This window comes from Pseudomonas sp. ASL8 (assembly GCF_056680355.1).
Genome location: NZ_CM155278.1, coordinates 3,314,620 through 3,340,253, shown reverse-complemented (window position 1 = coordinate 3,340,253; position 25,634 = coordinate 3,314,620). Strand labels below are relative to the sequence as shown.

Annotated in this window: 17 protein-coding genes and 1 pseudogene; 13 read left to right on the top strand and 5 right to left on the bottom strand. The window is 57.0% G+C overall.

What is annotated here, in order from left to right; genetic code table 11:
* Nucleotides 1-112 precede the first annotated feature (112 nt).
* Nucleotides 113-340, bottom strand: a pseudogene (locus tag AC1MEA_RS15415) (IS630 family transposase); the annotation flags it as partial.
* Nucleotides 341-664: 324 nt separating this feature from the next.
* Between AC1MEA_RS15415 and AC1MEA_RS15410 the strand changes: the two are divergent.
* Both AC1MEA_RS15410 and AC1MEA_RS15405 read left to right on the top strand, forming a co-directional pair.
* Nucleotides 665-1,837 carry a hypothetical protein gene (locus tag AC1MEA_RS15410; protein WP_480416675.1) on the top strand — a complete coding sequence of 391 codons (1,173 nt, stop codon included), beginning with the start codon at nt 665-667 and terminating at the stop codon, nt 1,835-1,837.
* 3 nt (nt 1,838-1,840) lie between these two features.
* The gene (locus tag AC1MEA_RS15405) at nt 1,841-2,965 is read left to right on the top strand and encodes a hypothetical protein (RefSeq protein ID WP_480416674.1); all 1,125 of its coding nucleotides are present in this window, start codon (nt 1,841-1,843) and stop codon (nt 2,963-2,965) included.
* Between the two features lie 692 nt (nt 2,966-3,657).
* On the opposite strand, the gene AC1MEA_RS15400 is transcribed toward AC1MEA_RS15405, so the two are convergent.
* The 4 genes from AC1MEA_RS15400 to AC1MEA_RS15385 form a co-directional block, all read right to left on the bottom strand.
* The gene (locus AC1MEA_RS15400) at nt 3,658-4,551 is read right to left on the bottom strand and encodes a transporter substrate-binding domain-containing protein (RefSeq protein WP_480416673.1); all 894 of its coding nucleotides are present in this window, start codon (nt 4,549-4,551) and stop codon (nt 3,658-3,660) included.
* Between the two features lie 616 nt (nt 4,552-5,167).
* Entirely contained in the window at nt 5,168-5,710 is a 543-nt protein-coding gene (locus AC1MEA_RS15395; RefSeq protein ID WP_480416672.1) for a DinB family protein, read from the bottom strand.
* Between the two features lie 321 nt (nt 5,711-6,031).
* Complete coding sequence (locus AC1MEA_RS15390) at nt 6,032-10,894, bottom strand: NAD-glutamate dehydrogenase (RefSeq protein WP_480416671.1); 4,863 nt, start codon at nt 10,892-10,894, stop codon at nt 6,032-6,034.
* Nucleotides 10,895-11,393: 499 nt separating this feature from the next.
* Nucleotides 11,394-11,612, bottom strand: coding sequence for an alkylphosphonate utilization protein (locus tag AC1MEA_RS15385; RefSeq protein WP_257604287.1), 219 nt, complete (start codon nt 11,610-11,612; stop codon nt 11,394-11,396).
* Nucleotides 11,613-11,785: 173 nt separating this feature from the next.
* Here AC1MEA_RS15385 and AC1MEA_RS15380 point away from each other — a divergent pair, with 173 nt between their 5' ends.
* The 11 genes from AC1MEA_RS15380 (at nt 11,786) to AC1MEA_RS15330 (ending at nt 25,632) form a co-directional block, all read left to right on the top strand.
* Complete coding sequence (locus AC1MEA_RS15380; RefSeq protein ID WP_449634930.1) at nt 11,786-12,145, top strand: hypothetical protein; 360 nt, start codon at nt 11,786-11,788, stop codon at nt 12,143-12,145.
* A gap of 44 nt (nt 12,146-12,189) precedes the next feature.
* A complete protein-coding gene (locus tag AC1MEA_RS15375) occupies nt 12,190-12,939 on the top strand; it encodes an amidohydrolase family protein (RefSeq protein ID WP_480416670.1) in 750 nt (249 codons plus the stop codon).
* Nucleotides 12,940-13,159: 220 nt separating this feature from the next.
* On the top strand, nt 13,160-14,119 hold the full coding sequence (locus tag AC1MEA_RS15370) for an AAA family ATPase (RefSeq protein WP_219061506.1): 960 nt from the start codon (nt 13,160-13,162) through the stop codon (nt 14,117-14,119).
* 4 nt (nt 14,120-14,123) lie between these two features.
* Nucleotides 14,124-15,068, top strand: coding sequence for a DUF58 domain-containing protein (locus AC1MEA_RS15365; protein ID WP_219061507.1), 945 nt, complete (start codon nt 14,124-14,126; stop codon nt 15,066-15,068).
* Nucleotides 15,065-15,559 carry a DUF4381 domain-containing protein gene (locus AC1MEA_RS15360; RefSeq protein WP_480416669.1) on the top strand — a complete coding sequence of 165 codons (495 nt, stop codon included), beginning with the start codon at nt 15,065-15,067 and terminating at the stop codon, nt 15,557-15,559. The genes AC1MEA_RS15365 and AC1MEA_RS15360 overlap by 4 nt, the downstream gene beginning before the upstream one ends.
* Nucleotides 15,552-16,622 (top strand): vWA domain-containing protein, encoded by a 1,071-nt coding sequence (locus tag AC1MEA_RS15355; RefSeq protein ID WP_480416668.1) that lies wholly within the window; start codon nt 15,552-15,554, stop codon nt 16,620-16,622. The genes AC1MEA_RS15360 and AC1MEA_RS15355 overlap by 8 nt, the downstream gene beginning before the upstream one ends.
* Complete coding sequence (locus AC1MEA_RS15350; protein ID WP_480416667.1) at nt 16,619-18,352, top strand: vWA domain-containing protein; 1,734 nt, start codon at nt 16,619-16,621, stop codon at nt 18,350-18,352. Before AC1MEA_RS15355 ends, AC1MEA_RS15350 begins: the two co-directional genes overlap by 4 nt.
* On the top strand, nt 18,349-20,010 hold the full coding sequence (locus AC1MEA_RS15345) for a BatD family protein (protein WP_480416666.1): 1,662 nt from the start codon (nt 18,349-18,351) through the stop codon (nt 20,008-20,010). The genes AC1MEA_RS15350 and AC1MEA_RS15345 overlap by 4 nt, the downstream gene beginning before the upstream one ends.
* Before the next feature lie 93 nt (nt 20,011-20,103).
* Nucleotides 20,104-21,348 carry an exonuclease SbcCD subunit D C-terminal domain-containing protein gene (locus AC1MEA_RS15340; RefSeq protein ID WP_480416665.1) on the top strand — a complete coding sequence of 415 codons (1,245 nt, stop codon included), beginning with the start codon at nt 20,104-20,106 and terminating at the stop codon, nt 21,346-21,348.
* On the top strand, nt 21,345-25,001 hold the full coding sequence (locus tag AC1MEA_RS15335) for an AAA family ATPase (RefSeq protein ID WP_480416664.1): 3,657 nt from the start codon (nt 21,345-21,347) through the stop codon (nt 24,999-25,001). Before AC1MEA_RS15340 ends, AC1MEA_RS15335 begins: the two co-directional genes overlap by 4 nt.
* Before the next feature lie 118 nt (nt 25,002-25,119).
* Entirely contained in the window at nt 25,120-25,632 is a 513-nt protein-coding gene (locus AC1MEA_RS15330; protein WP_219061514.1) for a peptidylprolyl isomerase, read from the top strand.
* Nucleotides 25,633-25,634 lie beyond the last annotated feature (2 nt).

Sequence of the window (25,634 nt, the reverse complement as noted above, 5' to 3'; positions counted from 1 at the left end):
CATCTTACCGCTAATTTTGTAGCCCATATGTGAGTAGCATTTCAGCGCGGTAACTGTGCTAACGATTACACCTCTAGTGACTCCTAGTGTGCTGTCTCACAAATAAAGCGCCTCATGCCTGTGCGGCAATTGCCACACGGGCTCGCTGTATCTTGTTCAAAATATCCTCTCCCTTGGCGTTCCAAACGTAGCGAGTCGGCTGTGCATTTCGCAGCGCCAGGAACATGATGATCGAGCTTTCCAATTCACGAACCGAGCTGAAGCTGCCCTCACGCAGGTACACCGTGATGTCGCGAAAGAAGCGTTCAACCCTGTTCATCCACAAGCTGGATTGCGGTGTCACGGGGCAAAGTGACTGAATGGCCGCCTACGACCCAGGCTGTCGGTGGCGATAGGCAGTAATCGGCCAAAGCCGACGGTTGCAGGTCAAGTCAATCGCTACCCCACGGTGATCAGCAGCATGAGCCCGATCTAGATTTCTAGTTGACAAGCACCTTGCGGGTTGAGAGTTTAAGACCATTCACCCATCGGAATAGATCTCTGTGTCGAGCAATAATCTCAAGCCAAGAACCACCTACATCAAGTTCGCTTACGGCATCGACGGTGACGGATCACCCAGCACAACACAAAATTCAAACTAGAAAAAATTTTCTTGGAGCATCCAATGACATTCAAAGTTATCGGAAAAACGATCGATCTAAAAAGTGGTTCTCACGTAATATACTGCCAGGCATCACCAGGGCGATATTTAGAAATTGTCGGAGAGAGATTTGGAGAGTTCTCTATACAGCGCAAAAGAGAAACTCACAAAGCATATAAACGACTGAAGAACGATATAATCGAAGGCTCCTTACTTCCTTCCATAACGCTATCCGTTAAGCATCATCTCGTGGACGAAATCACTAAAAGTTTCGATGATAATGCTGTACTGGAAAGACTGCTATCTGGGCATGATGTGGTAGACATCCTCGATGGCCTTCAAAGAACATTTATTCTTTCTGATATTAAATCAGAAGGAATACAATTCAAAGAAAATCAAGAGCTTCTTTTAGAGTTTTGGCTTGAGCCGGAAATTAGCAAATTAATCTATCGAATGATAGTACTTAACTCTGGACAAAAGGCAATGTCCATGAGGCACCAAGTTGAGCTATTGTTTCTTTCGCTTCGAGAAACTATTGTCAACAAGGTTGACGGAATCGAAATCATCAGAGAAAAAGACACGAAAAGAAGAACTCAGCCAAACAAGTATTCCCTAAACAATATTGCCTCGTCGTATCACGCTTTTATCACGGCACAACACGAGACCGACAAGGAAAACCTCGTAGCACAGCGTTTAATCGATGAAGATGCTTTCGATTCCACCGAGCAAGAACTTACAGAGCAATTCGAAAACTATATAAAATACCTACGAATATTTTATGAACTAGATCAACTATGCTGGCAACACTATACTAATATAGACTTTGATAAACTATTTGCAGAAAGAGATGATGACAATCTGCAAATTCAACGAGATGCTCTGGAAGACGCCTCCCCGTGGTTAGGCACAGAAAACGTAATGCTGGCTTTTTTCGGGGCTATATCACAATACATTAACCTTGGCAAAAAGAATAGAGTTGACAATGCGCTCGCCTCATTAATTGAAGACGCCAAAAATGCAGATATAATCGATCCGCTGGGAATCGTAAGCTTTAATACAGTCAAGTCAGGTTTGAATGCGAGAAAAACAAACGTCGGTTTTGCCACAAGGAAGCTCATAGCAACGGGATTCAAAGAATTTTTCCGCGAAGACGGCGAAGTAAAACTGCACAGATGCTGGCCATCTGCAGCGGAGTGACCAATGAACGTTATAGGGATTTCGAAGCATATTCAGTCAATTGTTCAGCTATTTGAAAATGCTGGCAGTGAATTTAATCCTGAATGGAACGCAGAAGAACATTTTATTATTAATGACTTTATCGCCCTACCTGTATTCGAGCTAGAATGCTCAATCAACGCCGAGGAAGATATTGATATTAATGATGAGCACGGAAATTTATTGGGAGTGCTTTGCCCAATGGGGGCTCCAGGGGATATTTATTCAATAAACGAATTGAGTACTCATAAGCTCAATGCATTTATTCACGATATAGACGACGACCAATTTGGGCTGAGTCAGTCACACATCTTTAAAAGCCACTACCTACTTATTCATAAAGACTTCATTACTCAATACACCTCAGATTTCCAAGAATCCGCCCCAATTTGGGGTGGATTCACTCACAAACCGAGATCCCCAAGATACAAAAAAACAATTACAAAAATAACAATCTCGAGGAAGATGTTCACGCCAACAATTCGCCACAACGCTGACCTTGAAAGAGCGATATCAGCGGCGAATGGTTTTGATCGATTCCTAAAATACTATCATCAGCTTGAGCTTCTATTTGATGTTATTTTTGTTTCGAAAATCAGAAGTCTACCCAAACACTCCATTGAAGGATTTAGCTCTGTTGTAAAGGATTACCAAAGGAAAGAGCTTGAGTCACTAAAGGGAATTTTTAAAGATTATGTTACCGACTCACAAGCACTACTATCTATCATGACAAGCTGTACGCCATACATTCAAATCATGGAAGCTGTTTTCCAAGATTACTCAAAAGAGGGAAACCCTGTATCTTCTGACCGGACAAAATGGGCTAACCTCCTCACATTTCTTCAAGGCAATGACCATACTTTCGCCAGAGCAAAGCAGCTAACGTTAATCACCCAGAGCACAAGCAGCTTACTCGATCAATTTATATTGAACCTAACAGCGTACTGGGTTTACCGTATACGCTGCTCGATAGCTCATAACAAAATCGGAGAGTTCATCTTCAGCGACTCACATGAAGAATTTATCGTTGAGTTTGGCGAGAGGCTAATCAAAGAGGTCATAATGCAAATTTTTTCGAACAACGACCTCGAAGGAGTTTTATCCAGTTAGGACAAAAACCATTAAAGTCCGAAGCCTTCATAAGAAGGGGGATACCTTGAGGGCACCCCCTTTAACGTTAAGTTCTACAGATCTGAAAACAATAGGGGCTCTAAGATTGAGATCACATACTGTGGTAATCGTTATTAACGACTCACGGAAATTTTCTACATTTGTGACATGAAAGCCTAGCGAACATCAGCCCGTTACCTTCCAGGCGCACTCAGTCAATACTTAGCAACTTTCGAAGGCTATACAATTGAGCCGCATAAAAATGCTTGGTCACTTCAGTCTAGTCGCCTGAAACTGTTCCTAACGAAGCGTCCGCTTTCGGCCGATTCCGGACCTTGGTGCTTTCGCTTCAAAGAAGACGTTCGCACCCACTCAAGCAACACTAGGCGTTGCTTAAAGGCGGTCTAGCCGCAAAGCGCAGATAATTCCGTCCGGAATGGATGCATGAAATTATTGAGGTGTCCGAAAATCATATTGCTTGGTTTCGAATACTTGAAAAGTATGAGATTACGCAACCGACCGGCTTTGTACTCAATTAAGTGAATGGAGCCAACTCTAATCTGAGCTTTGCGGCTGGAACCGCCTCTCAACGAGCGTTAGTGCCGACCCGATGCGATTCGGAACCGGCAGCTGCTCGCAATGACCGAGTTAAGTCGGACTTCTGTGTCATTTGCTCAGGTACTCGTCAAGCGTTACAGCACTGGTTTGTCACTGCGCGCCTTGAGATTGGCTTTGAGCTGTTCGCTCATCGGCATATTCAGATTCATTCCTTTTGGAGGAATCGGTGATTGAAACCACTTGGTGTATAGCCTTGCGAATTCGCCCGACTCCATGAGGCGGGTTATGGTGCCATCGACCAATTGCTTGAATTCAGGATCATCTTTGCGAAGCATGCAGCCGTAGGGTTCGACTTGCAGCGCATCACCCACGACTTCGAGCGAATCGGGATTTTTGGAGTTCGCCATGAGGCCAAACAGCAGGATATCGTCCATGGCAAACGCCACGGCACGATCATTTTCAACCAGCGCCAAGGAGTCGTCATAGTCTTTGCCCAAGACGACCTGTATGTCTAGATTGTTGTCGGCACTGTATTGGCGGAGGACCTTCTCGTTCGTGCTGCCGACGGTACTTGCGACAGTCTTCTTTGCGAGATCGGCGTAGTTCTTTATGCCGGAGGTCTTCTTAGTCAATAGGCGCGTGCCGGTGTAGAAATGGCTAATTGCAAAAGCCACGTCCTTGCCACGCGCAGCGTTGTTGGTGGTGGAACCGCACTCCAGATCGTAATTGCCGTTGACCAGCAACGGAATTCGGGTTTGTGAAGACACAGGAATGTAAGCCACTTCTAAGTTCGGCTTCTTGAGCTTCCTACGCACATCATCAACGATGGCATCGGTTAAATCGACTGAGAAACCCACGGCTTCGGTAGGACCGATCAAGTAGCTGAAAGGTACCGATGCCTCGCGGTAAGACACGGTGATTTTGTTGCTATCGGCAATTTTTTCGAGTGTCTGCGAGTTGGCGGGAGATGCAATGGCAGACAAGCCTGCGGCGAGGATTGTCGTTGCTACGAAATATGAGGTTTTCATGGGACACCCTTTAAAGTATGAAAAAGGCAAAAACATCTCAAAAACACACTGAAAAACGTAAAGGACGTGAGCACCAATTTCCGGCGTGTCTACGAAACGTTATTGCAAACACTACGCCCAGGGACGGTAGATACTTTGAGCCAGATCAGAAAACCGAGTCATGTGCGAAGTCGCACGAATTCCATCGCGACGTTCAGGCGCAGAACAGGTAGTTTTATTATATTAATACCGCTCGGATCGCCGGCGCGTCAGCTTCAGACGCCACGCTGCCGATTGGAGTATTTGGGGTTGCGGAAACGAGGGAAGATGTTTCGCTGACACTTAGGCGCATCTAAAGCCTGGGGCTTAACGTATCGATCGATATGGGCGCCGGGCGAAGAAGCCGCGTAGCGCCGGGTTAGGCCAGACCTTGAATGTCTGCTCCCCAAGCTGGCTACTTCAGCTTTTGGCCGACTTCTGCCGGTGGCGACCGGTAGAAATCGGCCAATAGCGGTCGCTGACGAATGAGCCGATCACCCCTAGCGTCCGTTCAGGGCACAGTAGTCATTTAAGATGGCCACGCTGGTTTACCGACCCGGCATGACATGAAAATCCCGGTCTAGTACTGGTTTTTAGATTATGTGCGGGACTCGGAAGGAATGAGGACGACCAGATCAGTATCGCCTACGTCGACACCCGCTTGTGACAGCAAGGTAGTAACTTGGCCTCGGTGATGAGTCTGGTGGTTGAAGAAATGCATGACCAAGCCATAAAAGCTCTTGTCAGCGGGGGCTCCTTTCATGCTTGTATAATTGAGGGTGTAATCTAAATCCGACTCTGTAATGGAGCGAGACCACTCGACAATTACCTGATCGAGCCAAACGCGATGTGCCGAAAGTTCTCGGATATTTGAAAGCAGTAACTGGTCGAGGCTTTGGGGGGCAGGGAGCTGTCGAATCGGCTCCAGAGCCAAGTGATTCGCTGGGTGTTTGGCAAATCGCTTTAGCCAGATAGTGTCCCCGACCACCAAGTGGTTCAACGTCCCGAAAATAGAACCAAAGAATGCCTTCCTATCCACTGACAGCTCTTCATCGGTCAGACTTCTGGCCGCCTCATAAACCTTTGCGTTCATCCAATCGTTATAGATCGCCATCAGGCAGATATGGTTGGTGCGGCCCATCGTGTTCATCCTTTGAGTGAATACTTGACAAGCAATGCACGCTCATCTGGGGGGCCATTCTAGAGCAGGGCTTTTTGAATCGCCCCTGACTTCGTAGACACGTGACCGGCTGCGACGGGGCGTGCTCTGACCTTGAGCACTGCCGCACGCGTAGGTCAGGTCGAATGCAAACGGCTGGTCAGCGGCTATGCAAATGGGTGGTCATGCGCCATGCAATTACACAGGTGGCCAAATTCATACAATTTCCCAGAGCCCTCAATCAACAAAAAAGCCCTACATCTCTCGATGCAGGGCCCTTTGTTACCGCGTCAACTCAAACCATCAAACCACAACAGCCTGACCACTCATCGCCAGATCCAGCAACTCACGGTTGGCGACCGCATACATCGCGTAGTCAGTTCCGCTGGCCGCACGCAGCTCGACCAGCATTGCGCGCCAGCGCTCGACCATTGGCAGGTGCTGTTCAAGCCACAACGCCAGACGTGCTTCGACATCCGCTGGAGCATCCGGCATCTGCAGGACCGACACGGTGATCGCCCGTTGCTGCCAGTCGATGTCGTCACGGAAGGCTTCACGTGCCAGGGCCTGCCAGTTGTTTTCCACCGGCAGGTTGCTGATCTGTTGCAAGTACCAGGTCACGTCCAGCGCGCTGCCCACGGCGAAGTAAGCCTTGGCCACGTCGGCAGCATTCTGCCCGGTGACGTCCGACGCCTCGATGATTGGCAACAGCGTGTACAAGTGGCTGGTGCCTGCGACCATGCGCGCCAGCAACTCGGGTACGCCGGCTTCGACATACGCCTGATAACGGGTCTGCCAGACTTCCCGGGTCGGGCCTTCCAGCAGCTCGTCGAGCTTGAGACCCAACGCCGCGATGTGCGGACCGAAGTGTGCGACGTCGCGTCCAGCATCCAGTTCGTTGCGACGACTGCGCAGGAACCAGCGCGTGGCGCGACGCCCCAGACGCATCAGCTCGTCCATCAGGGCCAGCTGGATTTCGGCCGGAACCTTGTAATCCAGCGCCTCGATCTGACGGAACCAGTGTGGCAGGTGGAAGATGTCCCGCACGATCACGTAAGCGCCCGCCACATTGGCCGCACTCATGCCAGTGGACTCTTTGAGCCGCTGAACGAAGGTGATGCCCATATGGTTGACCAGGTCGTTGGCGATCTGGGTGCTGACGATTTCGCGTTTTAGGCGGTGACGACGCATGGCCTCGGAGAACTTGGCGGCCAGTGAAGGCGGGAATGCCGTCTCCATGTCGCGCACCAGATAATCGTCATCGGGAACGCGGGATCCGAGCAGTGCTTCCTTCAGGTCGATTTTGCTATAAGAGATCAGCACCGACAGTTCGGCACGGGTCAGACCATGGCCCGCCGCAGTGCGCTCGGTCAGCTGCTCTTCGGTCGGAAGGAACTCGATGGCACGGTCCAGCTTGCCCCGCGCTTCCAGATCGCTCATCAGACGCTTGTATTCAGCGATCCGCTCATAGGCGCGACGCGCGGCCAGGGACAAGGCCTGCGTCTGCTTATAGTTGTTGCCCAGCACCAGGCTGCCGACTTCATCGGTCATGCTTTCGAGCAGCAGGTTGCGCTGCTTCTCGGTCATGTCACCGGCCTGAACGACTTCGTTGAGCAGGATCTTGATGTTCACTTCGTGGTCGGAGCAATCCACACCACCGGCGTTGTCGATGAAGTCGGTGTTGGAGCCGCCGCCATTGAGGCCGAACTCGACCCGACCCAGTTGGGTCATGCCGAGGTTGCCGCCCTCGCCCACTACTTTGCAGCGCAGTTCGTTGCCGTTCACACGCAGCGCATCGTTGGCCTTGTCGCCGACATCGGCGTGGCTTTCTTCGCTGGATTTGACGTACGTACCGATACCTCCGTTCCACAGCAGATCCACCGGCGCCTTGAGCAAGGCATTGAGCAGTTCGGTCGGGGTCAGCTTGTCGGCCGTGATGTCGAAGCGTTCTTTCATCTGTGGACTGATGGCGATGCTTTTCGCACTGCGCGAGAAGATCCCGCCGCCTTCGGACATGATGCTGGCGTCGTAGTCGCTCCAGGCAGAACGCGGCAGATCGAACAAGCGCTGACGCTCGACGAAGCTGTTGGCCGGCTCAGGGTTAGGATCGATGAAGATGTGCAGGTGGTTGAACGCAGCAACCAGCAGCAGCTTGTCGGACATCAACAGGCCGTTGCCGAACACGTCACCGGCCATGTCACCGATACCGATCACACTGATGCTGTCTTGCTGGACGTTGATGTTGCGTTCACGGAAGTGACGCTGCACACCGACCCACGCGCCTTTAGCGGTGATGCCCATTTTTTTATGGTCATAACCGGCTGAACCACCCGAGGCGAAAGCATCGCCGAGCCAGAAGCCGTAATCGATGGCAATGCCGTTGGCGATATCGGAGAACGTTGCGGTGCCTTTGTCGGCAGCAACGACGAGGTAGGGATCATCCTCGTCATGACGTACCACATTGGTCGGCGGCACCAGGCCACCGTCCTTGAGGTTGTCAGTGATGTCCAGCAAGCCGGAAATGAAGATTTTGTAGCAGGTGATCGCTTCAGCCTGAGTCTCGTCACGGCTGCCGCCAATCAACGGCAGGCGACGCGGAATGAAGCCACCTTTGGCACCCACTGGCACGATGACCGAGTTCTTCACTTGCTGGGCTTTTACCAGGCCCAACACTTCGGTACGGAAATCTTCCTCACGGTCCGACCAGCGCAGGCCGCCGCGAGCAACATTACCGAAACGCAGGTGAACGCCTTCAACACGTGGCGAATAGACGAAGATCTCGAATTTCGGCACCGGCTTGGGCAGCTCGGGAATCAGACGCGGGTTGAACTTGAAGCTGAAGTAGCTCTTGTTATGACCGTGGGCGTCTGGCTGGTAGAAGTTGGTCCGCAGGGTGGCCTTGATGAGGTCCAGGTAGCGACGCAGGATGCGGTCTTCGTTGAGCACCTGAACGTTGTCCAGTGCCGCCAGAATCGCTTGTTCCAGACGCTGCTGCTTGTCTTCCAGGTCGTCGGCAGTCAGTTTGCGCGCCAGATAGAAGCGCGTTTTGAACAACCGCGTCAGCTCGCGAGCGATATCGGTGTGGTTGTTCAGGGTGCTGGCGATATAACCCAGATCAAAGCCCAGACGAATCTGCTTCATGTAGCGGGCATAAGCACGCAGCAACGCGACATCGCGCCATGGCAGACCCGCCGTCAACACCAGACGGTTGAACGCATCATTTTCGGCATCGCCGCTCACGATGTGCACGAACGCGTCTTGCAGCGTGTCATTGAGCTGCTGAATGTCGAGATTCAGGCCTTCACCCGCCGTAAAGGCAAAGTCGTGAATCCAGAACTCGCGGCCATTTTTTCGACGCAGACGATAAGGGAACTCGCCCAGCACGCGCAGGCCAAGGTTTTCCAGAATCGGCAGGACGTCGGACAAGGCCAGCGGGGTATCGGCGTGATACAGCTTGCAATGCAGTTGCTGCTTACCGGCTTGCGCCAGCGGCTGGTAGAAGCTCATCACCAGCGGATTGGCTTCAGTCAGGCTGAGCAAATGCTGCATGTCGACCACGGCCGAATGCGCAGCGAAGCGCTCGCGGTAACCGGCCGGGAAACCTTTAGGGAAGTCGGACAGCACATTGGTGCCGTGGGCTTCGCCGAAGCTTTCAATAACAAGGCTGGAGTAATCGTCCTGCCACGAACGGCAGGCCTGTACCACTTCGTTTTCCAGCTGCTGTGCGTCGATGTCGAGACGGCTTTTCGGGTCCACTCGCAGGATCAACTGCACGCGCGCCAGGACTGACTCGGAGAAGAAGGTCCAGAATTCGCAATCGCTGGCCTTCAGGCGATCCATCAGTACTTGCTGGATTTTCTGCCGGACTTCGGTGGAATAGACGTCGCGTGGCACATAGGCCAGGCAGTAGCAGAAGCGGCCATACGGGTCTTTGCGCAGGAACACGCGAATCTTGTTGCGCTCCTGAATCTGGACGATGGACATCACGGTGCTGAACAGCTCGTCCACCGGGGTCTGGAACAGGTCGTCGCGCGGCAGTACTTCCACCACCTGCGCCAATTCCTTGCCCAGATGCGCCTTGGCGTCGAAACCGGAGCGACGCTCGACTTCGGCAACCTTGCGGCGAATGTAAGGGATCTGACGCACGCTCTCGCCGTACACCGACGAGGTGTACAGGCCCATGAAGCGGCATTCCTTGATCACTTTGCCGGTAGCATCGATCTTGCGGATCGACACGTAATCGGGGTACGCCGGGCGATGCACGCGGCTTGGGTGTGCAGCCTTGGCGAACGACAGCAACATCGGCTCTTGCAGGTAATTCACTGCATAGTCTTCGATGTGCAGGTCTTCTTTGGTCAGCCCTGCGCGCAGCAGCTTGGTCAGACCGAGGAAGGACGACTCGTCATACACCAGGTAGCCGCCGCCATTGTCATTACGGACTTCGAACTCTTCGTAGCCAAGGAAGGTGAAGTGGTTGTCCACCAGCCATTGCAGGAAGACCTTGACCTCGGACTTCTCGCCTTCTTCAACGGCAAACTCAAGGGTGTCGATACCGGCCAGCAGTTCGTTGATCTTGACCTTCATCGGCTCGAAGTCAGCGACCGCGATCCGTACTTCATCCAGCACTTGCTCAAGTTCACGAACCAGCACATTCATTTCGGCAGCATTGGCGCAGCGATCAATCTCCAGGTACATCAGAGATTCTTCCAGGATGTCCTCGCCGTGAGAACCCTTGGGCAACAACTCCAGCAATTCGCCCTTGCTGCCGCGACGCACGCTCAGCACGGTGGTTTGCAGGGTGTGAATGCTGTAACCGCGACGGTTCAGCTCGGTACGAACCGAGTCCACCAAAAACGGCAGATCGTGATGCAGAACCTCGACCGCGGTGTGGGTCGATTGCCAGCCATGGCGCTCGTAATCAGGGTTGTAGACCCGCACTTGCGGATGAATATGTTCAAAACGTTCAAGCAGTCGCCAGGCAGACAAGGTGCAACCGGCCAGGTCGGATAGCCGGCGCTGGGTCAGTTCATCAAGGGAAATAATGCCGAAGAATTGCTCAGCGAACAGCGCCACTTGTGGCAGTGCCTGTTCACTGATGTGCTGCGCCAGTGCCGCTTGCAGTTGATGCTGGAAGTCGGACTTGCTGGCTGCGGTGAAGAACGCCATCTGTGGTACTCCGCTTGGGCTTTTTATTGATGGAAGCGTCGCATCCCGTTCAGGGGATCGCCATCACGCGTGCTGGGTTTCAAACAAAAGCAGCACAGCATGACAGGGTAGTGAAGCTAAAGAACAAACGCTCGTCACGATCGGGTAGTCACATTCATTTTCCCGGGAGTGAACCCGGTGAAGAAAATGGGCATCTACAAAAACGACTGCCCAGGCGGGCTGTGTCTTTAGAGGTGTCCATCCTGCTGCGAAGCTTAACGATAGCGGGCCCGGCCCTGCTTGCGGTGCTGCGACATATTCGGTCATCGGCACGTAACAGGCGCGCGAAATCCCCTCTAAACAGAGGTCGACACCGAATGAGGTGTTCTTGAATGATCAAGGGAAGGCATTGCCGATACTGAGAAGAGGATCACAGCCAGCAGGATGAAGCGGGGGATTGTGGGTAAAACGTCACGGGGTGCGATTGCGCACCCCTGGACAAGCAGCCGATGATCAGGGATCAGGCTTTTTTCAAGAACTCGGTACGCAATACCAGGCCTTTGACTTTCTCGACCTTGCATTCAACTTCGTCTTCGTTATCGGTCAGGCGAATGCCCTTGACCATGGTGCCGCGCTTCAGGGTGACCGAAGTGCCTTTGACTTTAAGGTCCTTGATCAGCGTCACTGAGTCGCCGTCGGCCAGTTGGGTGCCATTGCTGTCTCTAACAATCAGGGTCATATCGAGTAAACATTCTTAAGCATTACGAAGGTGTAATGGCCCGCATTATAGCCCCTGCCCCGACCAATAAAAACCTAGCGGGCCGCTGGGACATAGCGTGTAATTAACCGACAAACAATCGCCGAGACTGGCAAAATCGCATTCCGCCCGTCTCGATAGATCAGGAAACCATCATGCAAATCAACACGACCGCCCTCATCGTCAACCCATGCGATGACGAATACGACGACATGGCCTTGTTCTGCTGCCACGGGGAAACAGGCGATCTGTTCTCGCTGACCCGCTTCCCTGACGAGAATCAGGTGGAGATCACGGTCGGTGACGACAAGACAATCACCCTGGAAAATTTGAAAGTCACCTTCAGCGCCGAACGCCTGCTGGTTGAAATCGACCCCGCCGACGCTGAGCAGCTCGAGGGTCATGTCACCTATGAAATTCGTCACTCGACACCGGCAGACGAGTTGCGCGATGTCCAGGAAACCCTGGAGATCATTCTGGAAGACATCGGCACCTACGTCAGCGAAATTGCCTGAACCCCATCGCTTGATCGTTAACCGACACCAAGACGGGAACAGTCATGACCCCATCGATTTTCGACGCTCACTGCCACATCATTGATTCGCGCTTTCCCCTGGTGCCCAACAACGGTTATCTGCCCGAGCCTTTTAGCGTCGAGGATTACCTGGCCCAAACCCGGCCACTGGGCGTCACTGGCGGCGCCGTGGTGTCCGGCTCTTTCCAGGGCTTCGACCAGGGTTATCTGCTCGACGCCCTGCATCGACTGGGGTCAGGCTTCGTTGGCGTGACCCAATTGCCTGGCCGCGTGACCAACGCCGAACTGCAAACCCTGAATGGCTTTGGGGTGCGTGCACTGCGCTTCAATCTCAAGCGTGGCGGTTCGGAGCAACTGGATCAGCTTGAAGCGCTTGCCCATCGCGTGCACGAGCAAGTGGGATGGCACTCCGAGCTGTACATCGACTCCCGCGAGTTGCCCGAGATTGAACAACGCCTGCTGCAATTACCGGCGATCAGCATTGATCATCTGGGTTTGAGCAAAGAAGGTCTGCCCAGTGTCCTGCGCCTGGCCGAAAAAGGCGTACGTATCAAGGCCTGTGGTTTTGGTCGGGTGGACTTCCCGGTAGCCTCGACCCTGAAAGACATTTTCGCCGCCAACCCCCACGCCCTGATGTTCGGCACCGACCTGCCCTCCACCCGCGCGCCACGGCCGTTTGCAGCGAGCGATATCGATCTGCTGATCGATGCAGTGGGCGAACAAGGCGCACGGCTGGCGCTTTGGGACAATGCGGCGGCATTTTATCGGGTGTAAGTGCTGCAGAAGGCTGTGATGGAGATCTACCCAGCACCAACTTCCTACACAGCTTCGACACGACACGTCAGACAATTCCGAGACTTCCGCAGTCTTAATCTGACAATCACAGAAAAAAGCCCATAGCCGTTAGTCGGCACAGCCCCGGATGGATTAAAGTAACGCCCCCAACCTCAGTGTCATTTGACGCTGTCGGTCACCCTGCCAGGAACAGTCAACGATGGAACATCGTGAAGCGCTGATTGCGCTGCGAACCTTTCTCTCAACGCAGATTCTCGGCCAGGAAAAACTGATCGAACGGCTGTTGATTGCCCTGCTCGCAGACGGCCATATGCTGGTCGAAGGCGCACCGGGTCTGGCCAAGACCAAAGCGATCAAGGAACTGGCCGAAGGCGTCGAAGCACAATTTCACCGCATTCAATTCACCCCTGACTTGCTGCCTGCCGACATCACCGGCACCGAGATCTATCGTCCGGAAACGGGCAGCTTCGTCTTCCAACAGGGGCCGATCTTCCACAATCTGGTGCTCGCCGACGAAATCAACCGGGCCCCGGCCAAGGTTCAGTCAGCCTTGTTGGAAGCCATGGCCGAACGTCAGGTCAGTGTCGGGCGCAGCACCTATGAACTGTCACCGCTGTTTCTGGTGATGGCGACGCAGAACCCCATCGAGCAGGAGGGCACCTATCCGCTGCCCGAAGCCCAGCTCGACCGCTTCCTGATGCACGTCAAAATCGGTTTCCCGGACGCGGCAGTCGAACGCAAAATTCTTCAGCAGGCTCGCGGCGAAGCACTTAATGGCGAAACCAAGCCAGAACGCCGGGTCAGCCAGCAGGCGATTTTCGCCGCACGCAAGGAAATCCTCGGGCTGTACATGGCCGATGCGGTGGAGGAATACCTGGTGCAACTGGTTATGGCCACGCGCACACCCGCCAAGTTCGACCCGGAAATGGCCGACTGGATCGCTTACGGCGCCAGCCCTCGCGGCTCGATTGCCCTGGACCGTTGCGCGCGGGCTCATGCCTGGCTGGCTGGCCGGGATTTCGTCAGCCCCGAAGATATTCAGGCGGTGCTGTTCGACGTGTTGCGCCACCGGATTATTCTGTCGTTCGAAGCGGAAGCCGCCGGTATCGATCAGGACCGCGTGATCCAGCGCATCCTCGACGTCGTGGCTGTCGCCTGACCCCATGCAACCCCAACCGATTGCCGAGCCGGGAATACGCGTCAGCCTCGCCGAGCTGATCGAGATGCGCCATCGCGTGCGCGAAGTGCAACTGTTTTCCACCCCGAGCCAGCGCAGCCCGTTGATCGGCCTGCACCACTCGAAGCTGCGCGGGCGTGGCGTGGACTTCGATCAGGTGCGGGTTTACCAGGCCGGCGACGACGTGCGCACCATCGACTGGCGTGTCACCGCCCGCACCCAGGAGCCGCACACCAAGCTGTTCCATGAAGAGCGCGAGCGCCCAATCTTCATTCTGGTGGAGCAAAGTCGTCGGCTGTTTTTCGGGTCGGGCCTGATGTTCAAATCGGTCCTCGCCGCTCAGGCTGCGGCACTGATCGGCTGGGCCGCCCTGGGCCATAACGACCGGGTCGGCGGGCTGGTGTTCGGCGACAACGAGCACTATGAGATCAAACCCCGGCGCAGCAAACAGAGCCTGTTGCAATTGCTCAACCGGCTGGTACGGGTCAATCAATCGCTGCACACCGAAATCCCCGCCGACCGCGACGCGTTTGGCACCGCCCTGCGACGCGCCCGTGAAGTACTGCGCCCCGGCAGTCTGGTGATCGTGATCTGCGATGAGCGGGCGCTGTCCGATGCGGCCGAGCAGCAACTGAGTCTGCTGTCCAGGCATTGCGATCTGCTGCTGTTGCCGCTGTCCGACCCACTGGATCACGCCTTGCCGGCAGCCGGCTTGTTACGTTTCTCCGAACGCGGCGCGCAGTTGGAACTCGACACCCTCAAACCGGACTTGCGCCAGGCCTATCGTGCTCAAGGCGAAGCCCGGGTCGCACGCTGGGAGTTACTCGCGCAAAAACTGCGTGTGCCATCGATGCCACTGAGCACGCAGAGCGAGATGGTCGAGCAACTGCGCGAATACCTGAACCCCCAGCGCCCCGGTAAACAACGATGAATACCCTGGAGCAACTGCAACCGCTGATCCCTCCCGCAGCGGTGAGCTTCTGGCCACCGGCGCCGGGCTGGTGGCTGCTCCTGCTCTTGATTCCAGTGGCGGCGTGGGGGCTGTGGCGTTTGCGTCGATACTGGCCTGGCAAGCGCCCGGTCAGCCGCGCCGAGCAACCGCTGGACCCTGTGAGGGTCGCTGCCCTGGAAGAACTCGCCGGACTGCCCAAGCCTTACGACGGCGCACCTGCTGGCGCCTGGCTGCAGCAGATCAACGCGCTGCTCAAGCGCCTGTGTCGCAACCACTATCCCTACAGCCAAAGTCACACCTTGAACGGCCGCAAGTGGCTGGCCTTTCTCGACAACCGGTGTCCCGCTGCCGGCCTGACCCGCTGGATGGTGCTGGTCGAAGGCGCGTACAAACCGGAGTGCAAACTCGATGACAAAGCCATCACCGGCCTGAATCAGGCGGTCGAGACCTGGATTCGCAAACATGTTTGAGTTCGCTTGGCTGTGGGTCTTCGCCCTGCTGCCGCTGCCCTGGCTGATGAGAATACTGTTGCCTGCGGCAGACAGCGGTGAAGCGGCGCTCAAGGTCAGTTTTCTCAGCGAACTGGAAAGTCTGGCCGGGCGTCGAGCGCGGGTTCATCTGCCCGGCTGGCGGCAGCAGGCACCGTTTATTCTGCTATGGCTGTTATTGCTGATGGCCGCTGCCCGTCCAGAGTGGCTGGGTGAACCGTTGCCGATCGCCGCCAGCGGTCGCGACTTGCTGGTGGCCGTGGACGTCTCCGGTTCCATGGACTACCCCGACATGCACTGGAACAACGATGAGGTCAGCCGCTTGACCCTGGTCCAGCACTTGCTGGGAGACTTTCTCGAACATCGCGAAGGTGATCGGGTCGGGCTGATTCTGTTTGGCAGCCGGGCCTATCTCCAGGCCCCCCTGACGTTCGACCGGCACACCGTGCGCATCTGGCTGGACGAAGCGCGGATCGGCATTGCAGGGAAAAACACGGCTATCGGCGACGCTATCGGCTTGGGTCTCAAGCGTCTGCGTCTGCGCCCGGCACAAAGCCGGGTATTGGTGCTGGTCACCGACGGCGCCAACAACGGCGGCGAAATCGATCCGGTGACCGCCGCGCGCCTGGCCGCCAGTGAAGGGGTAAAAATCTACCCGATCGGCATTGGCGCCGACCCGGAACAAGGCGGAACGCTGGGCATACAGGGATTGAACCCGAGCCTGGACCTGGACGAGCCCACCCTCAAACACATTGCCGACATCACCGGGGGCAAATATTTTCGCGCACGTGACGGCCAGCAATTGCAAAAAATCAGACAAACCCTCGACACCCTGGAGCCGGTCGCCCAACAACCGACCCAGGCACGCTCGACCCAGGCGCTGTATCACTGGCCGCTGGCCGCCGCGCTGCTATTAAGCATGCTGTTGGTGATCCGCGAACGCTTTCCGAACAACGTGCTGCAACGCTTTTTCAAACAGAAAGTTTTTCTGCCGTCGAATGAGCAATGGCGTCAGCGACTCAAGCGTTTGCGGAGGCGTCGATGATCACGTTCTGGCCGCACTGGCTCAGGCCTTGGTGGTTGCTGTTACTGCCGCTGCTGGGCTGGTTGCTGTGGCAACTCTGGCACCGACAAAAACGTGCAGGACGCTGGCAGATGATCCTGCCTGTGGCTTTCCACGCGGTATTGCTCGGAGGCGGCAGTGGTCGCGACAGCAAATTGCCGTGGGTTGCGCTGGGCCTGGCCTGGACCCTCGCCGTGCTGGCGTTGCTAGGGCCGAGTTGGCAGCACGTCGAGCAATCCAGCCAGAAGCCCGCCGACCCGTTGGTGGTGTTGCTGGAGCTAACCCCGGAAATGCTCGCCACCGACACTCCGCCGACTCGGCTAGAGCAGGCGCGACGTAAACTGCTCGACCTGTTGCAGAGCCGCAGCGATTCGCAGACGGCGATCATCGTCTATGCCGGTAGCGCTCACACCCTGGTGCCACTCTCTGACGACCTGGCCACCAGTCGCAACCTGCTCGAAGCGCTCAAGCCCTCGATCATGCCCGAGGCCGGGCACCGCGCCGATCTGGCGGTAACCAAAGCGCTTGCCCTGCTCAAGCAAAGTGCGCAGGGCCAGGGCCGCTTGCTGTTGATCGGCTCGTCACTCAGCGAACAGGAACGCCAAGGCATCCGCGAGGCGTTGAGCCGCCAGTCGCCGCCGCTGCTGATCCTCGGCGTCGGCACCGCTGACGGTGCCCCGGTCACGCAGGAAAAAGGCGGCTTCCTCAGAGACCCACAAGGCGCGATTCTGCTGCCTCGTCTGGACAGCCCAAGCCTGAAGGACTTCGCCAGCCAGATCGACGGGCGCTATCGTCAGGCCCGACTGGATGACTCCGACCTGCGAGGGCTGGGCCTGTTCGACAGTCCGCAAAGCCTTCGCAGCGATGGTCAGACCGTGCATCTGGACAGTTGGGACGACCAGGGGCCCTGGCTGCTGCTGCCGTTATTGTTGCTTGCGGCCTGCGCCGGGCGCCGAGGCTGGTTGTTGTGCCTGCCGCTGTTGTTCATGCTTCCGCAGCCCAGCTATGCTTTCGAGTTCAACGACCTGTGGTTGCGGCCCGACCAACAGGGCCAGCGCCTGCTCGAACAAGGTCAGCCCGCCGCAGCTGCGCAACACTTCAAGGACAGGCAATGGCAAGGCGTGGCGCTGTACCAGGCCGGCGACTACGCCAGTGCCGCTCAGCGATTTGCTGAAAGTAACAACGCCGCCGACCACTATAATCGCGGCAATGCGCTGGCCAGGGCTGGCGAACTGGAAGCCGCGCTGGATGCCTATGAACAGGCTCTGGAACGCCAACCCGATCTGCAGCCGGCGTTGAAAAACAAAGCGCTGGTCGAGCGTTTGCTGGAACAGGACAAGCAGCAACAGGCCTCCAGCCCCAGCAAGCCGGACGACAGCAAAAAAGACGACATCAGCGAAGACCCACAAGCTGGCGCGGCGACAGCACCGCAGAATCCAAATCAGCCTCCGTCAGGTGACGACAGCAGCGCCAATAACAGCACCGTTACCAGCAACCCGAACAGCCCGGCTGGCGGCAACGACGTTCCAGGCTCACAACTGGGCGATGAAAACACCACCCGACCACCGATCAAACCCGCCGAAACCGCCCTCGACGGAGAGCGACGGCAAGCTCTGGAACAATGGTTGCGACAGATCCCGGACGATCCCGGCGAATTGTTGCGACGTAAATTCTGGTATGAACAGCAACAGCGTCAGGAACAGACCCGATGAGTCGCCCGTACACTTTATTGATCAGCCTCATGCTGGGTCTTATGGCTCTGTCGGCTCAGGCTGCCGAGCTGGTGGCCAGCGTCGATCGTGCGCGCCTGAACTCCGGCGAGACCGTAGAGCTGACCCTGGAATCCAATGACGTCACGTTGTTCGGCAAACCCGATCTGACCACGCTGGAGGCTGATTTCGACGTACGCGGCACGCGGCAGATCAACCATCTGACCACTCTGGATGGCGGCGCTCAAGCCACCACACGATGGATCATTACCCTGCTGCCGAAGCAGAATGGCACCGTGATCATCCCCTCGTTGCAACTGGGCGAACTGAAAAGCCAGCCCATCACGTTGCAAGTGGTGCAAAGCGAAGCCCAGGACCAGGGCACGCTGGCGCCGGTGTTCATCGACGCCAGCCTCGATCAGGAAAGCGTCTACGTTCAAGCTCAAGTCGTGCTGACCCTGCGCATCTATCACTCGGTCGCACTGTTCGACGACAGCAACCTGACGCCCTTGCAGATCCAGGATGCACGGATCGAGAAACTTGGTGATTCGCGCACCTATGAAAAACTGATCAATGGCATTCGCCACGGCGTCATCGAGATACGCTATGCGATTTATCCACAGCACAGCGGCGAGTTGCTGATTCCCGCGCAAGTCTTCAGTGCAACGTTGGTGCAGGACGCTCAGGCCCAGAATCAGGGGCAAGCCCAGAGTGTCAACCCGACCGGTCCCAAGCCAGGCAAGCAGGTGCACGTCAGCTCCGCCGAAATCCCCCTGTGGATAAAACCCCAGCCCGCCGACTACCCTGCCGACGCTCCATGGCTGCCCGCACGCAGCGTGAGCCTGAGCGAAGCCTGGAACCCGGATCCGGAACACAGCCAGGTCGGCGACTCCCTGACCCGCAGTCTGACGATCCGCGCCGAAGGCTTGTCCAGCGCGCAACTGACGCCACTGCCAGGCACCGACGTCAGCGGCCTGCGTCGTTACCCCGATCAGCCTCAATTGGCCAACCTGACCAGCGAACGGGGCCTGATAGGCAGCCGTGAAGAACGCGAAGCCCTGGTGCCTACACGCACAGGCGCAATCGATTTGCCGGCGGTGGACGTGGTCTGGTGGAACACCCTTGAAGATCATCTGGAGCACAGCAGCCTCCCCGCGCGCACCCTGCAGGTGGTGAACAACCCGAGTCTGTCCATGGACGCTCCGATGGGCACCGACGCGAGCGGCCTGACCATCACCGGGCAATCGTTGTGGGCGTGGCAACTGAGTACGTTATTTCTGGCCTGCACTACCCTGCTCGGCTTTGGCCTGTGGTGGCGCGCGCGTTGGCAACCGGCAGTGTCTCGGGTTGTGCAAACGGGTCCGAGCCCGCGCACCGTGCTCGATGAGCTCAGGCGTGCCAGTCAGGCCAACGATCCACAGGCGACCCGTCAGGCTCTGGATGCCTGGGCTCGCCAACAACCGGAAACCCTGGCCGACATGGCAGCACGTTTCGTGCCCTTGTCCGACGCCCTCGACGGCCTGAACGGCGCGCTGTACAGCGAGGCCGGCCAGTACTGGCAAGGTGAAGAGCTGTGGCGCGCCGTGCGTACCTTGCCAGCAGGTGAGCGGGTTCAAAATCCGGCCACCGACACCAGCCTGCCACCGCTGTACCCGAAATAATGCTGAATATCTGCGGTTTTTATTCGATCTTCATTGACTGACCCGGCCTCTTCGCGGACAAGTCCGCTCCTACAGGCTGTACAAGGATTCCCCATGCGTTTGTTCCACACCTCCGACTGGCACCTCGGCCAGAACCTGCATGGCCAGGAGCGAGACTTCGAACACGCCTGCTTTCTGACCTGGCTGCTGGGCCGCCTGGTCGACCGCCAACCTGACGTGCTGTTGATCGCGGGGGACATTTTCGACACCGTCAACCCGCCGGTCAAAGCCCAGGAGCGCCTGTACGACTTCATCGTCAACGCTCACGAACAGCTCCCGCTGCTGACTATTGTGATGATCGCCGGCAACCACGACTCCGGCTCGCGCATCGAACTGCCCGCACCACTGATGCGCCGTTTGCGCACCCATGCTCTGGGGCGGGTGTTGTGGCTTGATGACGGACAACTGGATGCCGAGCGCCTGTTGCTGCCGCTATCCAAGGCAAACGGCGACATCGGCGCCTGGTGCCTGGCGCTGCCCTTTCTTCGGCCCGCTGAAGTCACGGGCGCCACCCTGGGCGACGACTACCTGCGCGGTATTGGTCGGGTCCATGAACTGCTGATCGAAGCCGCCAACCTCAAGCGCCAACCGGGACAGGCCTTGATCGCCATCAGCCACGCGCACATGGCCGGTGGCTCGGTGTCCGAAGACTCTGAACGCAGCCTGATCATCGGCAACGCCGAGGCCCTGCCCGCCAGTCTGTTCGGTCCGAGCATCACCTACGTTGCCCTTGGCCACCTGCACAAACCGCAGAAGGTCAACGGTGAAGATCGCATCCGCTACAGCGGCTCGCCGATCCCGCTATCGTTTTCGGAAATCGGCTATCAGCATCAGATTCTCGAAATCAATTGCGACGGCGATCAACTGATCAGCGTCGAACCCTGCCTGATTCCTCGCGCAGTCAATCTGCAACGCGTCGGTCCGGCACCGCTGGCCGAGTTATTGGTGCAACTGGCGTCCTTGCCAAATATCGATCTGCTGGCTGACATAGAACGCCAACCCTGGCTGGAAGTTCGGGTGCGCCTCGACGAGCCACAGCCCGATCTGCGCCAGCAAATCGAAACCGTCCTGCAAGGCAAGGCCGTACGTCTGGTGCGCATCGCCACCGAATATGCGGGCAACGGCGGTGCCGGGGGCGATGACAGCGGCAATGGCCTGATCGACCTTGACCAACTCAGCCCGCTGGAACTGTTCAGCCGCGCCTGGCAGGACAGCTATGGCAGCGAGGTCGACGAACAAACCCTCAAGGATTTCGCCACGCTCTTGCAGGACGTGCAACTGGAGAGCGAACAGCCATGAAAATTCTCGCCATTCGCCTGAAAAACCTCGCCTCCCTCGCCGGTCCGTTCGAGCTGGATTTCACCGCTGAACCGCTGGCCAGTGCTGGCTTGTTCGCCATCACCGGGCCGACCGGGGCCGGCAAAAGCACCTTGCTCGACGCGCTGTGCCTGGCGTTATTCGGCGCCATCCCACGGCTGAGCAATGTCGGTCAGTCCAAAGTGCCGGAGATCGATGGCGATATCAGCACCAACGACCCGCGCACCTTGCTGCGGCGTGGCACCGGCAGCGGTTATGCCGAAGTGGATTTCATCGGCATCGACAGCCGTCGTTACCGTGCCCGTTGGGAAACCAACCGCGCACGGGACAACGCCAGCAAAAAACTCCAGGCCAGCCGCCAGACCCTGACCGATCTGGACAGCGAACAGGTGTTGAGCAGCCAGAACAAAACCGAATACAAAGCCATGCTCGAAGCGCGCCTGGGCCTGAACTTCGAACAGTTCACCCGCGCCGTCATGCTGGCGCAAAGCGAGTTCAGCGCCTTCCTCAAGGCCGATGACAAAGAGCGCAGCGAACTGCTGGAAAAGCTCACTGATACCGCGATCTACAGCCAACTGGGCCGCCGCGCGTACAGCAAGAGCAAGGAAGCGGAAAAGGTCCATGAAGATCTGAAAGCACTGGCCACCGGCGTAACACCGCTAACGCCAGAGGCCCGCGCCGAACTCGACCAGCGTTTCAACGAAGCCCAACAACAGCTGAAGACTCAGCAAGCGCAACTCAAGCAACTTGAGCTTCAGCAGCAATGGCTCAACGTCCTGCGTCAGTTGCAGGACGAACAGCAAAGCGCTGCCGAACAGGTGCAACAGGCCCAATTGCAGTGGGACGACCAGAGCGCCGAACGTCTGAAGCTGGCCCGGCTGGAACACCTGGCGCCGCAACGTCACCAGTTCGCTCGTCAGGCCGAGCTGAATGCCCAGCTCAGCCCGCTGGCGGCGCAGATTCAGCAACATCAACAGCAGCAGATCGAACGTCAGGCCCAGCAGGCGCAGCTCGAGAAAACCCAGGTCGATGCCCACGCAGCGTTGCTCAACGCTCAGCAGCAGCAGGCCGACGCCACGCCGCTGTTGCGTCAAGCCTTCGAAATCCAAAGCACTGTCGCACGCTTGATCGACGAGCTGAGCCAGGCGGCTGAACTCAAACAACAGGCCGAGCAACAATGCGCGCAGGGCCAAAGCGCCCTGCAAGGCCTGCTCGACCAGCAACGCCAGGTGGCCGAGCGGCTGGAACGAATTGCCGGACAGCTTGAGCAGAGCAGCACATTGGCCCCGCTCAGCGAAGCCTGGAATGCCTACCGCGAACGTCTGAAGCAAGTGATGCAGATCGGCAGCCGCTTGAAACAGGGCCAAATCGAGTTGCCACAGCTTGAGCAGCGTGCCGCCAGCGCCAGCCAACACCTCACCGAGCAACGCAACGCCCTGGAATTGCTGTACAGCGAAGCCGGTGCTGAAGCGCATGCCGTCGGTGAGCAAATCCAGATCCTTGGCAGCCTGCTGCAAGACAATCGAAAACAGCAACGCGCCTTCGAAGACCTTGCGCGCTTATGGACGGAGCAGCAGGAACTCGACACCCGTTCGCTGGCGCTTGCCCAGAAACAGCAGCATGCCCAACAACAGCGCGAGCACCTCAACCGTGAGGGGATTCAGGCCAAGGATGAACTCAAGGTCGCCGAGCAAACCCTGGCAGTCACCCAGCAACTGCTGGAGCGCCAACGCCTCGCCCGCAGCGCGAGTGTCGAGGAATTGCGCGAACAGTTGCAGGACGACCAACCGTGCCCGGTGTGTGGCAGTCACGAGCATCCGTACCATCAGCCTGAAGCCCTGCTGCAAAGCCTGACCCGGCATGACGAAAGCGAAGAAGCCAACGCCCTGAAAGCCGTAAATGTCCTGCGGGAAAAGCTGGTCGACCTGCGCGCCAGCGTCAGTGGGTTGATCGCTCAGCAAAAAGAATTCCTGCACCAACAGGAACAACTGTCCACACAGCAACACGCCTTGACCCCAAGTATCGAGGCTCATCCGCTCAGCGCCCGACTCCTGGAGCAGGACGTAGCCAAGCGCGATGGTTGGTTGAGCCAGCAGTTAAGTCAACTGTCTCAAAACATCACCCAGGATGAGCAACGCCAGAGCGCATTGCTTAAACTGCAACAAGACGCCGGGCGCCTGCAGCAACAACTGCAAAGCGCCACCGAGGCCAGCCAGACCGCCACGCAACATGTGGCCGAACAGCAGCGGCAACTGGCCAGCGACCATGAGCGCCTGGAAGAAGAACTGGCGGCGTTCACCCCACTGCTGCTCGCCGAGATTATCAATGGCTTGCGCAACGAAGCAGCAGCGACGGTCATGCAGCTCGATCAGCAAGTGACCCAGCGCCTGGACCAGTTGGAGCAGCAACGCGATGAGCTGCTTGAACAGAGTGGACGTCAGCAAAAAATCGAGCAGGAGCAGTTCCAGCAACACGCCCGCGCCAAGCACCTGGAAGACCTGCAACAACGTTTCGCCGCCCTCACGCAGCAGCAGCACACCAGCCAGCAAACGCTCGCTGAACTGCTGGGTGGCCAAGCCGGTGAACAGCGCAGCGCTGAACGCTGGCAGCAACAACTGGAACACGCCGTCGAGCAGGCGCGCCACGTCGAAAGCACTGCAGGCCAAGCGTTGCAGGACGTACGCAGCCAACTGATCCAACTCGCCGCCGAACTCAAAGCCAGGCAGGAACGCCTGCAAAGCCTGGAGCAAGAACGCAGCGAGCTGAGCGCCAGGATTGCCGAATGGCGCAGCCGCCATAGCGAGCTGGATGACAGTGCTCTGGAACAGTTACTGAGCATCGACGATGAACACGTCAGCCAACTGCGCCAACGCCTGCAGCACAGTGAAAAAGCCATCGAGCAAGCCAAGGTCCTGCTGCACGAGCGCGAACAGCGTCTGCAAAGCCATCAAGCGCAACACAACGGCAACCTTGACCCCGAGCAACTGGACAGCGCATTGAGCGAGCTGCAAGGTCTGTTCGCCGCCAATGAACACCTCAATGCCGACCTGCGCGCCCAAAAAGCCGACGATCAACGCCGCCAAGACGCCAATCAGGCGTTGGCGCAACAGATTGCCGACGCCTATGCTCAGTATCAACGCTGGGCGCGTCTGGCCACGCTGATCGGTTCGGCCGAAGGCGACAAATTTCGCAAGATCGCTCAGGCCTACAACCTTGACCTGCTGGTTCACCATGCCAACGCGCAACTGCGCCAACTGGTGCGCCGTTATCGCCTGAAGCGCGGCGGCAGCATGTTGGGCTTGCTGGTAATGGATACCGAAATGGGCGATGAACTGCGCTCGGTGCATTCGTTGTCCGGCGGCGAGACCTTCCTTGTGTCGTTGGCCCTGGCCCTGGGCCTGGCCTCAATGGCCTCGAGCACGCTGAAAATCGAATCCCTGTTCATCGACGAAGGCTTCGGCAGCCTCGACCCCGAATCCCTGCAACTGGCCATGGATGCCCTCGATGGCCTGCAAGCCCAAGGGCGTAAAGTGGGGGTGATTTCCCATGTGCAGGAAATGCACGAGCGAATCCCCGTACAGATTCAGGTACGGCGCCAGGGCAATGGTTTGAGTACGATTGAGGTCAGCAATTGATAAACCGACAGGCAGCCCCCATTTTCTGTGTCAGACAGAACTGCCAAGCGGAATTTCTGTACCCTACACACCCACGGCGCGACCCGTTGCGCCACCTCAAATGAGAAGGTAACTACCCGTGTCCAATTCAAAAGTATTTTTCGACATCACCGCAAACGACGAGCCAATGGGTCGCATCGTGATGGAACTTCGCGAAGACGTGGCACCGAAAACCGCTGAGAACTTCCGTGCCCTGTGCACCGGCGAGAAAGGCGACGGCCTGCACTACAAGGGCTCTTCGTTCCACCGCGTGATTAAAGACTTCATGCTGCAAGGCGGTGACTTCACCAACCACAACGGCACCGGCGGCAAGTCGATCTACGGCGAAAAGTTCAAGGACGAGAACTTCACCCTGAAGCACACCGAGCCAGGCGACCTGTCCATGGCCAACGCCGGCCCGAACACCAACGGCAGCCAGTTCTTCATCACCACCATCGTCACCAGTTGGCTGGATGGCAAGCACGTGGTATTCGGTAAAGTCATCGAAGGCATGGACGTCGTGCGAGCCATCGAAGCACTGGGCTCGCAATCAGGCAAAACCAGCAAAAAAGTCGTGATCGCCGACTGCGGTCAACTGACTGCCGAAGCGTAAAG

Excerpts from the sequence above, each read along its gene's own strand:
- AC1MEA_RS15370 (WP_219061506.1), top strand. The coding sequence starts at position 13,160 with ATGGAACATCGTGAAGCGCTGATTGCGCTGCGAACCTTTCTCTCAACG.
- AC1MEA_RS15355 (WP_480416668.1), top strand. The coding sequence starts at position 15,552 with ATGTTTGAGTTCGCTTGGCTGTGGGTCTTCGCCCTGCTGCCGCTGCCC.
- AC1MEA_RS15390 (WP_480416671.1), bottom strand. The coding sequence starts at position 10,894 with ATGGCGTTCTTCACCGCAGCCAGCAAGTCCGACTTCCAGCATCAACTG.
- AC1MEA_RS15395 (WP_480416672.1), bottom strand. The coding sequence starts at position 5,710 with ATGGGCCGCACCAACCATATCTGCCTGATGGCGATCTATAACGATTGG.
- AC1MEA_RS15340 (WP_480416665.1), top strand. The coding sequence starts at position 20,104 with ATGCGTTTGTTCCACACCTCCGACTGGCACCTCGGCCAGAACCTGCAT.
- AC1MEA_RS15365 (WP_219061507.1), top strand. The coding sequence starts at position 14,124 with ATGCAACCCCAACCGATTGCCGAGCCGGGAATACGCGTCAGCCTCGCC.
- AC1MEA_RS15380 (WP_449634930.1), top strand. The coding sequence starts at position 11,786 with ATGCAAATCAACACGACCGCCCTCATCGTCAACCCATGCGATGACGAA.
- AC1MEA_RS15410 (WP_480416675.1), top strand. The coding sequence starts at position 665 with ATGACATTCAAAGTTATCGGAAAAACGATCGATCTAAAAAGTGGTTCT.
- AC1MEA_RS15350 (WP_480416667.1), top strand. The coding sequence starts at position 16,619 with ATGATCACGTTCTGGCCGCACTGGCTCAGGCCTTGGTGGTTGCTGTTA.
- AC1MEA_RS15345 (WP_480416666.1), top strand. The coding sequence starts at position 18,349 with ATGAGTCGCCCGTACACTTTATTGATCAGCCTCATGCTGGGTCTTATG.
- AC1MEA_RS15360 (WP_480416669.1), top strand. The coding sequence starts at position 15,065 with ATGAATACCCTGGAGCAACTGCAACCGCTGATCCCTCCCGCAGCGGTG.
- AC1MEA_RS15375 (WP_480416670.1), top strand. The coding sequence starts at position 12,190 with ATGACCCCATCGATTTTCGACGCTCACTGCCACATCATTGATTCGCGC.
- AC1MEA_RS15335 (WP_480416664.1), top strand. The coding sequence starts at position 21,345 with ATGAAAATTCTCGCCATTCGCCTGAAAAACCTCGCCTCCCTCGCCGGT.
- AC1MEA_RS15405 (WP_480416674.1), top strand. The coding sequence starts at position 1,841 with ATGAACGTTATAGGGATTTCGAAGCATATTCAGTCAATTGTTCAGCTA.
- AC1MEA_RS15400 (WP_480416673.1), bottom strand. The coding sequence starts at position 4,551 with ATGAAAACCTCATATTTCGTAGCAACGACAATCCTCGCCGCAGGCTTG.
- AC1MEA_RS15385 (WP_257604287.1), bottom strand. The coding sequence starts at position 11,612 with ATGACCCTGATTGTTAGAGACAGCAATGGCACCCAACTGGCCGACGGC.